The sequence below is a fragment of the Haloarcula nitratireducens genome, assembly GCF_019599505.1.
On the sequence record NZ_RKLT01000021.1, the window covers coordinates 19,339 to 28,207 of the forward strand.

General features: G+C 54.5%; 12 protein-coding genes and 1 pseudogene. 4 read left to right on the plus strand and 9 right to left on the minus strand.

What is annotated here, in order from left to right; translation table 11 throughout:
• Nucleotides 1-204 precede the first annotated feature (204 nt).
• Nucleotides 205-393, minus strand: coding sequence for a DUF7509 family protein (locus tag EGH23_RS21795; protein WP_220582102.1), 189 nt, complete (start codon nucleotides 391-393; stop codon nucleotides 205-207).
• Between the two features lie 142 nt (nucleotides 394-535).
• Between EGH23_RS21795 and EGH23_RS21800 the strand changes: the two genes are divergently transcribed.
• The gene (locus tag EGH23_RS21800; RefSeq protein WP_220582103.1) at nucleotides 536-928 is read left to right on the plus strand and encodes an ArsR/SmtB family transcription factor; all 393 of its coding nucleotides are present in this window, start codon (nucleotides 536-538) and stop codon (nucleotides 926-928) included.
• 344 nt (nucleotides 929-1,272) lie between these two features.
• On the opposite strand, the gene EGH23_RS21805 is transcribed toward EGH23_RS21800, so the two are convergent.
• The 6 genes and pseudogenes from EGH23_RS21805 to EGH23_RS21835 all read right to left on the minus strand — a co-directional run bounded on the left by EGH23_RS21805 (nucleotide 1,273) and on the right by EGH23_RS21835 (nucleotide 5,965).
• Nucleotides 1,273-1,602 carry a DUF7344 domain-containing protein gene (locus EGH23_RS21805; protein ID WP_220582104.1) on the minus strand — a complete coding sequence of 110 codons (330 nt, stop codon included), beginning with the start codon at nucleotides 1,600-1,602 and terminating at the stop codon, nucleotides 1,273-1,275.
• A 385-nt stretch (nucleotides 1,603-1,987) separates the two neighbouring features.
• A complete protein-coding gene (locus EGH23_RS21810; protein WP_220582105.1) occupies nucleotides 1,988-2,872 on the minus strand; it encodes a hypothetical protein in 885 nt (294 codons plus the stop codon).
• A 141-nt stretch (nucleotides 2,873-3,013) separates the two neighbouring features.
• Nucleotides 3,014-3,226 carry a hypothetical protein gene (locus tag EGH23_RS21815; RefSeq protein ID WP_220582106.1) on the minus strand — a complete coding sequence of 71 codons (213 nt, stop codon included), beginning with the start codon at nucleotides 3,224-3,226 and terminating at the stop codon, nucleotides 3,014-3,016.
• A 367-nt stretch (nucleotides 3,227-3,593) separates the two neighbouring features.
• Nucleotides 3,594-3,899 carry a hypothetical protein gene (locus EGH23_RS21820; RefSeq protein WP_220582107.1) on the minus strand — a complete coding sequence of 102 codons (306 nt, stop codon included), beginning with the start codon at nucleotides 3,897-3,899 and terminating at the stop codon, nucleotides 3,594-3,596.
• 1,120 nt (nucleotides 3,900-5,019) lie between these two features.
• Nucleotides 5,020-5,364 (minus strand): annotated as a pseudogene (locus tag EGH23_RS26590) (PadR family transcriptional regulator); the annotation flags it as partial.
• Nucleotides 5,365-5,725: 361 nt separating this feature from the next.
• A complete protein-coding gene (locus EGH23_RS21835) occupies nucleotides 5,726-5,965 on the minus strand; it encodes a hypothetical protein (RefSeq protein ID WP_220582125.1) in 240 nt (79 codons plus the stop codon).
• Between the two features lie 156 nt (nucleotides 5,966-6,121).
• On the opposite strand from EGH23_RS21835, the gene EGH23_RS21840 reads away from it, so the two are divergent.
• Nucleotides 6,122-6,415 carry a hypothetical protein gene (locus EGH23_RS21840; RefSeq protein ID WP_220582110.1) on the plus strand — a complete coding sequence of 98 codons (294 nt, stop codon included), beginning with the start codon at nucleotides 6,122-6,124 and terminating at the stop codon, nucleotides 6,413-6,415.
• Entirely contained in the window at nucleotides 6,412-6,663 is a 252-nt protein-coding gene (locus tag EGH23_RS21845; RefSeq protein WP_220582111.1) for an acyl-CoA dehydrogenase family protein, read from the plus strand. Before EGH23_RS21840 ends, EGH23_RS21845 begins: the two co-directional genes overlap by 4 nt.
• A gap of 198 nt (nucleotides 6,664-6,861) precedes the next feature.
• Here the strand turns inward: EGH23_RS21845 and EGH23_RS21850 are convergent, their stop codons facing one another.
• Nucleotides 6,862-8,091: a hypothetical protein gene (locus EGH23_RS21850; protein WP_220582112.1), complete on the minus strand. Its 1,230-nt coding sequence runs from the start codon at nucleotides 8,089-8,091 to the stop codon at nucleotides 6,862-6,864.
• Nucleotides 8,092-8,197: 106 nt separating this feature from the next.
• Here EGH23_RS21850 and EGH23_RS21855 point away from each other — a divergent pair, with 106 nt between their 5' ends.
• A complete protein-coding gene (locus EGH23_RS21855) occupies nucleotides 8,198-8,437 on the plus strand; it encodes a hypothetical protein (protein WP_220582113.1) in 240 nt (79 codons plus the stop codon).
• Between the two features lies 1 nt (nucleotide 8,438).
• On the opposite strand, the gene EGH23_RS21860 is transcribed toward EGH23_RS21855, so the two are convergent.
• Nucleotides 8,439-8,858, minus strand: a complete 420-nt coding sequence (locus EGH23_RS21860; RefSeq protein ID WP_220582114.1) for a cytidine deaminase — start codon at nucleotides 8,856-8,858, stop codon at nucleotides 8,439-8,441.
• Nucleotides 8,859-8,869: the final 11 nt, after the last annotated feature.

The following is an 8,869-nucleotide window of genomic DNA, read 5'->3' on the forward strand; positions in this document are numbered from 1 at the left end:
TACCCAACAAAAGTCGCTAGCGTTGGTTAGTTTGAGAGTATCAATCAGTCCGGTGATAACGGCCAGAGCAACAAGCGGACGAAAGTTCAGTCGAAGCGGATGGGTTGCTCGTGTTCGAGCGCGTCATAGACGTCGTGGTTCGACTCACGGTCGGCCGTTGTGATACATCGAACTACTTCCCGACGAATGTCGTCCATCACCTCGTCAAGCGGGGAGGTGATGTTTGTCGGCGTCGTCGTAGGCAACTTCCGCGTTGAACGCAGTGTATGGGTCCATGACGTAGACGGTGAAGTCATTCTGGATGCTGAATTTCGGCGGTGCAGGGGCTTGTTCTGCAAGAATATCGGAGATCGGGCGGCCGTTGTATTGGAAATTCGTTTCGCCGTCAAACATTGTGTTTTCTACAAGTACGGGGCGTCAAAGAGATGTCCATTGAGGATAGCGCCTACGGTCAGAATATAACGGTGATAAACAAAGAAATAATTCGGTGTAATCACCAGTCTCATATAATGGCCGCCCGTCTGTCCACGTACCAATGGCCGCTGAAACTGCCCACACAACGCCAGATCCCGATGAGGGGGAGCTCGAACAGTATGTCGAGAAGCGGCTGTTCGACGACAGCATGGGCACGCTTGCGAATCATGCTGCCCGGAAGGCAGCGCTCGGTGACGAGCGGCGGTACGCTATCCTATTCCTGCTCTGGGAACGAGAGGAGGTAGCGCGCAAAGAGCTCGCGGCGGCGATCGACGATGACAGCTATGACCTCAGCCACCATCTCAGCGAACTTGTCGATGTGGGGTTGGTCGCCCGGACGGGCGCGCCTGCGGATGCCGATGGCCGACAGACGTTCTACACGATTACGCATCTCGGGCGCCAGGAGATCGAGGCAGATACTCGAAACATTACTGGCGCAACTCCCTCACAGTAAGTCGTCCCCAACGAAGAACCGGAGTCAGCGGTCATTTTCTCGGACTTGGGTTGCAGCCATGATTTGGTGACTGCACTGAGCATTTGGTCTGGGAATGGAACGGCGCCTTATTTCGCGGTTCCATTGTTTAGTGGGGTGCATCTGAACGACGTCCGCCTCTTCGAACTTCACAGCTGAGTCATCCCTAGACGACTGAGAAGGATTACTTGAGGCCACAGACCATCGTTCAAGCTCACCGAGGCCGGTATAGGTGCCATAGGCACTCATCTATCACCCCATTACTACAATGCTATTCCCACTGAAACAGCCGTTAGATAGGTATGCCTATTGCTCACAGTAACCTGCTACAGCCAATCGTCGGGAAGTTCGTCCTTGTGGTCGTTGAGGAGTTGAAGCAAGGGTCGGATTTCCTCAAAGTTCGGGCCCTTCGAGACCTCGTTAGAGTCACGGTCCCATCTGATGAAGCCATAGTCCTCCAATTTGGGGAGATGTACATGGTGCATTTCGACGAGCCGCGAGAGTTCTTCTTCTACTGATTCATCTCCGTCAACGACGACTGGCGTATCATCCTGCGGGTTGTGGGACAGCAGAGCGTACAGTAGCTTTCGGCGCTGAATATGGCCGAGAGCATCGAGTATCTCGTCGGAAATTCTACTCTGCTGTTTACTTGTCATACCGTATAATAGCACCAGAAACAGAAGTATTCCTACAGACTTCACCCAAGCTGCTTGTGAGGAGCAACTGAGTGACACTTATATAGCGATGGAAAGTCAGCGGGTTACGGAGAGGGGAGTCTCTCATCTATACAGAACTGCTCTTGGTGTCTCTCTCAAAATCAGTCCCAGTATGCGATATTCGTCACACCCGTTGTGAACCGGAAATCGAGACTGGTCGCTCCGTTCGTGTTACGAACACTCACTCCACTCCTGTAAGAATGGGGTCGCTCCCGGTTACTGCAGCTAGCACACAGCAACGCCAGCGGCAGCAGGGCACGTGCCACCGCATCCATCAAGGCCGGTTCTATGCTGATTCCCTTCTTAGAGCGGGCTCGTCACAGGGTTACCCCGAAGACTCCACCACAACGGGTGTGACGCCACCAGTCGTTGCTTTCCGGTCGCCGTTCTCCAAGAGATCTAAGCCGACGTAACGTTTCTCAACCAGCCCTTCTGCTGTCTCGGCGTCCATCGCCAGTAGCTCCGTCTGCGTCTGCTCCCGTCCCACTTGCCGGGTCTTCTCGACCAGATCATCGCCGCCGATCTCGATCAACTTCTCCCAGACACGCTTGACCGTCTGGCGATGGGGCTCTTTGCCTAACTCCGCAGTCAGGGCAGTCTCCACGTCGGCCTTGGTGAAGAAGACGCCACTCCCGTCAGTGCGTTCCGTCGCAAATTCTGGCCACCGTTTCGCGACGCTAATTGCCCGGTAGGTGTTCTGGCGGTTCGAGCGCTCGACGAACATCGTTTTGACCTTCGCCTGCCGGCAGTTCGCGAAGAAATCTAGCGGCGAGGAACTCGGTTCGATCCCCTCGGGCAACGTTTCGGCGTCTTCTTGCTGGTCAGGATCCGCTTCGAGTTGTTGGGCCTTCGCGATGGCGCTCTTGGCGATCTCGTGGGTTTCCTCCTGTTGCTCCTCAACGTCGTCGAGGCGACTTTCGGCCTCGGCAGCGTTGCCGACGGCCGTCGTCGCGACGTCGTGGGTTTGCTCTTGTTGGGCTTCGAGTTCCTCGACCCGATCCTGCAGTTGGTCGATGGTCCCAATCAGCCCTTCGAGAACACGTGACATGATGGGGTCTGTCTCGCCTTCGAGCTGGGTCACCAGCTCCTGCAGGGCCTCGGTGTCCGGCATGGCCTCGTCGCCGAGATCCATCCCCAGCTGGGCGGCCAGTTGCTCGTCGGTAGCTGTGCTCTCAGTCTCGTTGTCGTCGGCGTCAGTGTTGCGTGGCATGTGGACCACACGGCCCGTTCCGGAATCGAACCGGAGTTACCGACCACGGGACGGGCTATGCGTGATTGGTGGGCAGTAGCCACTGGCCGCGCTGGACGACAGACAGGCCACTCGCGAGCGTGCAGCCGCGATCGCACCGCTTCATCCCTCGACCTCCGTCCGGCGTTCGATGACGACATCATGCCCGTAGTCGCCGTATCGATACTGCACGGCGAGATTCTCGACGGCCGCAAAGTCCTCATGCCACTCCGTGTAGTGGACGAGGTCCCCGACCTGGTAGCGGAGTCGCCACTGGGCGGTCTGTGCGGGCGCTGTGTCGCTTGCAGTCGGATTGGTGGAGTCTGTCCCGGCCATCACCGATCACCACCTCTATCCAGTGGGACAGCCCCAGCTGGTCGCTGGTGGGTTCGACCGGCACGAAGGCGACGGGACCGCCAGTGATGCCCCAATACAGGGAGTGAGAAACTTTTTACAACGGGCCGACTGAGTATTGCAGTGCGGACAGTCGCGCTGTCAGAGGTGCGACCGTGAGTCGTCAGTTCTCGAGTCCGGCGGTCTAGTACTCCCGCCGGACGTCCCGAACTTTGGTCCCACCACGGACAGGTCTCCAAATCGCTACCAGTTGTTCGCTTGCCGCCCTGACCGCTTTCAAGACGCTGCTCGCTGTTGCTCGGCACGGACAGTAGCTGTCTGTACGATTGGGCCGGCAGTCGGCTACGACTCATCGAGCCTCCTCCTGTCGCGTGTGCTCGACTAGCTGCTCGACCTGCCGACACTCCGGACAGGGTACGCAGAATCTGGCGAGGGCCGTGGTGCGCCGGAGAGCGGTCACTAGCTCTTCGCGATGGGAGCGATCATCGACCGAGGCGGCAAGGCGCTGAAGCGTCTTGTCAGCCAGATCCGCGAGCAAAACGCCAGTGACCGTCTCTTCATTTTCGTCGACGCTGGTGACGAGCAGTCGAGGGGCATGCTCGAGCTCGGTCAGCGCGACGACGTCGCCGACAGCGGGCCGTTGGGTGGCCGTCATGACTGGACCACCGCCTGCGTACTCCCGGATGGACGGCCACAAACGCTATCTTGCGTGCGTGAGATACACACGCGTGGATTCCGGGACAGGCGACGACCCCATAGTACCATGATCGTGGCTCCCGGAATCCACCCCGGCTGTCGATGACGTGTGTCGAGTGCCCACGCGGGCTGTGATGGCGGGGTTTTTTCAGCCAGTCCTTGCCACTGGGCTGACGGGCCCAGTGGGCCGGGATTGCTTCGTTGAACACACCTTTGGTATCGCTCCGCAAACCCGGGCCACCGGTCCCATTTTGCCTGTCGCTGTATGTCTGTCGTGTGCTCGCTTCGTGGGTCACCAGCACGTGGGCAACGCCGGTGGCTGGGGGAGCCGCGTGGACAGCGGCACCTACATCTATGCTGGACAGCGTCTAGCTGGCTGCTGGTCCACTGCAGTTTGTGGTGGGCCGGACAACTGTCAGAGGCAGACGGTGAGTTCCCCTGTCGCCGTCGGCGATGGGCTCGCTCATCGCTTTGGGAGTGTAGCCTCGTCGCACAGCAACAGCAATCGATCCGGGCAGCGTAGTCATTTGTAGGACGCCGGGCAGTCACCACGCACGTGGTTCCATGCCGCTGACAGCACCGACTGCCCAAGTCCGCGTTTCTAATTGATGAGCGACCGCGCTGTGGGACGCTCATTGGTTTGGCCCTCGCTCGACGGAACGACTGTGATCACTGCCGGGCCGCTGGATTGTCGGGGTCAACGAGCGCCCGCCAGCGAGCGGGGCCGCTGTGTCCGTCTCGGGTGGGCGCTGGACGACTGCGGCCCACACTGACTCGATGGGTGCTAAGCGGCCCAGCGGCCGGTACTGTGGGACTGTTTCGGAGCAAGGCCAGACATCGCGATCGACAGGCAGGCGCAGCCACGCGGCGTCTGGTGTCGCCTGTCGGGTCTTGCCATCGATTTCGTCCTGCACCCGGACATTGCTGGCAACAGATGGACGGGACCACACCAGCCAGCGGCCACGTGGGCGCTGGGCCACGGCCAGTGTCATGGCTGGCTCGTGGTCGCCCAGTCGGCCCACCGTCCGCTGTGGCTGTGGGGTCGTACGTTCGGCCCCACGTTTGTGTGTTCTGGGGCCACCGTCGGTGACGGGCCGGGAGTGGTTGGTAAGGCTCGCGAGGGTCTCGGCCTGGTAGGTGAGGAGTTCGTGGCCGGCGTCGGTCAGCGTGTAGGCGTTGGTGCGGTCGTCGATCGGGTCACAGCTGACGAGGCCCTTGTCGGCGAGCGTATCGAGGTTCTGGTAGAGGCGGCTGTGGTTGATCGGCTCGCTGTAGCGCTCGTCGAGGTACTCCTTGAGCGCAAGGCCGTAGGGTTCGTCGTCGACCGCGGCGATGGCCTGGCAGACATCGCGCTGGAAGCCCGTGAGGGCGTAGTGGGTTGGCGAGCGATGCGTCTCGTCGTGGGGCGGGGTTTGTGCAGTCATGGGTTCGGTGCGACGCCGCTGCGTGTGTGGGCGTCGCCTATCTCAACCTGTTACACCGACCGCACTTAACCTTTGGTACGTACACGAAGAAAGCCATGGTAGACTTGATAATCGCCCCTCTGGTTTTGTGATGTGTGCCTCGCGGTCCCGACCCAGAGATTGAACAGGTGGATATCCTCCATCACTTCGTCGTATCGCCAGAACCTGCATTCGTTCCCCAAGAGATCGCAGACAGTCTTGATGTAACAAAAGAGGGTGTACGGCATCAGATGGAGAAATTGGTCGATAAGGGACTGCTTGCGCGAAAAAAGCCAAGTTCCCGTATAGTCATTTATTGGATTACAGATAAGGGAAGGCGGTACTATGCAGAAAATGCTGACTCGTCGTGATCTACTTCAATCCACCAGATAACTGCTCTTGGCGTCGGTTTCTTCCGACAAACCAACTTTCTATCTTGTAGATTTTCTAATCGTCCTCGCATACCCTCAACAGTTATATTGAAATTCTCAGCGACTTCAGCAGTGGTAAAAGCTGGCTCAGCACTACAATACATCCACTGAACAATTTCGGTATCCGTGACAGTCTTTTCTCCCTGTGGCATCCTACCGGTGTTATATTTCGCACGTACAAAAGATTTTATGGGGCTGGCGTAACATAAGCTAAGTATAGGAACGCACGCGTCGCTGGTCGATTTCTGCAGTTCAGGAAATCGTCCCGGTGCTTGAGACACCGAGACGCGTGGTTCCGGATAGAACCAATGGCAACTACGCAAGCCAATCCCCAAGAACGCATCGCTCGCGACCGACTGACCCAAGACCCTTGCTTTGTTGGCGTTGACGGTGACGGCGCTGCCCACTACTGGGACAGCTACGAGTCCGCCATTGTGGCCGTCGACGAGAATCTCGATGCTGAGACGTTCGACCTTGACGAAACACCTTGTCAGACCCTCCGAGACTGGTGCGAGCACACGCGGCGGAAACGCGGCTGGGAAATCGGTCCGAACGTGGGCGGCTCACTGGTTGGCGATCTCTTGCGAGGTGTCGAAGCATGAGCTGTACCGTCGACGACCGGAAGCAAGTGCGGCGTGCCGCACGGGCGATTCGGGATTCGGTGCCGACCTTTGCCGTTGACGTGGTCGCACCAAACGCGAGTCGCCACGACGCGTGGACGCTCGACGCCGTGTTGCGTGATCGGGAGAGCGTGCCACCAGAAGTGCTGCGGGAGTTGGCGTTAGCGGGGCTGACATTGCAGCCAGTGCCGTCACAGGCTGGGTATCAGCACATCGTAGCGACAGTATAGGGTATTTCCAGTTAATTAGTAATAGTATTTCTAGGAATCTAATCTCAACTGGGTTATATCCTTTATTGAACTCAATATCTAGAAGGCTATTCGCTAGGTGCTGAGTAATATCGATATTTCCCCTCAAATCATGATTTTCGTTTCTGTATACAGGGGTCTGCAAATTTGACAGGTTATTATCGAGGAAACCACTGCGCTCTACTGGTTTCGATAGAAATACGCCCCATAGTAGTCAAATGCGTATGTCGTAATCGCCAGTCCAGTCAATTGGAATGAACCAGTGAGGACATTATTACTGACAGTCGGTAATATCCAAAACTGCGCAGGGAACCAATCTATTATAAAGTTTAGAGCCCCTGTTGTCATCGCTATACCTATAAAAATCAAAAGAAAGAAGAAAAATCGGGTTGAGGTGCTGGGTTTTAGAACTAATGGAATCTCTAGTTCAGGCCCTGGGAGAGTGGCTTCACCTACCGAGCGACAAATTAGTGGTGCAACTTTTTGACGAGGAACATCATGTGGAGAAACATAAATAGAGCGCAAATCCGCCTTAAAGTTCAAATCAAATCCGTCCCATATAATATCTATCCCATCTATTGATTCTATCTTGAACTTACTGTGGGAATTCTCAATAGGCATGTTTCCATTTCGCATTTCAAATTTGAGTTCGTAGTCCTCGTTACTATTGATAATATAGCTCCCTTTTTGCCAATATCGAGGGACCGGATTAAGAGTGGGGACAGTTCTGTTGACTAATTGTTTGGTTCTCCACCATATTCCCGGATTATGACGGGGGTGATAATCATTTTTATTACCAGCTCCAGAGAAACTAATTAATCGATAAAATAGCGCATTCTTAAAGTGTTCGTTAGATGACATACTCTCTACAATATTAGTCCATTCCAAGTCTTGATCTCTCCACTTTTCTATTGGTGTCTCCCCGTTGGGTGTAGTAAACGTGATCAATCCCTTCTTGCAGTTTGATACGAACTCTCCAGGTACCACCTCATCCGACTCAGTAGGTTCTACAGGTCGGCTAACGATTCTAGTGACATTGTCTTTGGAGAAAGAATTGTAGTCGACTAACTCAGGCATCAGCTCAAGATCAAGAACAAGATAGTCCCCGGTTCGTTGTACTGAAGTTATTTTGACTTTCCGAAGAGGGAAAAACTCGAAATCTTCATGGGCTAATGCTATAATAACCGCTTCTCTTCCCTCCAGTTTACTAACCTGAACTGAGTTCGCGACTATATCTTCGGGATATCTAAATTGAATTTGGAAACCTGGCGGATATGCTAAAGTATCATAAATGTCTCTTTCATACTGCTTTAAGAATGTCGAAGAGAAGAGGACTATCAGATCCTCAAAATCATCATTATCCTCACCACGACGAAAAACGGGGAGATTCTGAGGAAGGATTCCACTCATCTATCGCCTATAACATGCCCACCGGTCCATATTACGATTCGGGTATAGATTGACCACAAGAAGTTAGTCGTTCGAAGACTACTATGTTGATAGGAGGATACGCTAAATGGCAAATATTGATCTCAGGAATGACTCAAAATACAATTTCAAAGACATCTCTTCAGAACAGTATCGAGAATATAATTTTGATGGAGTAGATGTAACAATAGAAGATCCTCAGTACTTAGCTACGAGTGATCACGGCCATCGAATTCTCGATGGTCATGGTAAGTGTCATTACGTGGGATTTGACGGCTATTACTTCACTTGGGAAGTTCAAGAGGGCGAGCCGCATTTCGTCGCTTAGTTCACTTGAACTCTGACTGAACATCTGGGCGATAGGCTGGTCCAATTAGATCTTTCAGAGAATACTCCACAAAATCAGAGTCAGACCCAATATCCTCAATAATTCGCAAATCCTCTGTGAATTCTGCAATAGTATGTTGACAGAGTCCGCACGGGGCGACACCAGTTTCTCCCAGTGGGGAAATGGCCAACCGCTCGAAATCGGTTGCTCCATCAAATACGGCATTGAATGTAGCCAACATTTCTGCGTGGATAGATGTAGTTCGTCCACAGATTTCCATGTTTGCCCCTTGGTATATCTCATCATCTGCAAGTAAAGCTGCTCCGACCTTATACTCTGAATATGGACAGTAAGCCCGCTCACGTGCCTCCCTAGCTGCCTCGATAAGTTCAATATCTGAGATTGTAGTTGGTCCAACCATGGGGATAGTAT

Bases quoted from the DNA above. Each gene is read 5' to 3' on its own strand.
- EGH23_RS21855 (WP_220582113.1), top strand. From the start codon at position 8,198: ATGGCAAATATTGATCTCAGGAATGACTCAAAATACAATTTCAAAGAC.
- EGH23_RS21815 (WP_220582106.1), bottom strand. From the start codon at position 3,226: ATGGCCGGGACAGACTCCACCAATCCGACTGCAAGCGACACAGCGCCC.
- EGH23_RS21800 (WP_220582103.1), top strand. From the start codon at position 536: ATGGCCGCTGAAACTGCCCACACAACGCCAGATCCCGATGAGGGGGAG.
- EGH23_RS21795 (WP_220582102.1), bottom strand. From the start codon at position 393: ATGTTTGACGGCGAAACGAATTTCCAATACAACGGCCGCCCGATCTCC.
- EGH23_RS21835 (WP_220582125.1), bottom strand. From the start codon at position 5,965: ATGCCACAGGGAGAAAAGACTGTCACGGATACCGAAATTGTTCAGTGG.
- EGH23_RS21860 (WP_220582114.1), bottom strand. From the start codon at position 8,858: ATGGTTGGACCAACTACAATCTCAGATATTGAACTTATCGAGGCAGCT.
- EGH23_RS21840 (WP_220582110.1), top strand. From the start codon at position 6,122: ATGGCAACTACGCAAGCCAATCCCCAAGAACGCATCGCTCGCGACCGA.
- EGH23_RS21850 (WP_220582112.1), bottom strand. From the start codon at position 8,091: ATGAGTGGAATCCTTCCTCAGAATCTCCCCGTTTTTCGTCGTGGTGAG.
- EGH23_RS21810 (WP_220582105.1), bottom strand. From the start codon at position 2,872: ATGCCACGCAACACTGACGCCGACGACAACGAGACTGAGAGCACAGCT.
- EGH23_RS21820 (WP_220582107.1), bottom strand. From the start codon at position 3,899: ATGACGGCCACCCAACGGCCCGCTGTCGGCGACGTCGTCGCGCTGACC.
- EGH23_RS21845 (WP_220582111.1), top strand. From the start codon at position 6,412: ATGAGCTGTACCGTCGACGACCGGAAGCAAGTGCGGCGTGCCGCACGG.
- EGH23_RS21805 (WP_220582104.1), bottom strand. From the start codon at position 1,602: ATGACAAGTAAACAGCAGAGTAGAATTTCCGACGAGATACTCGATGCT.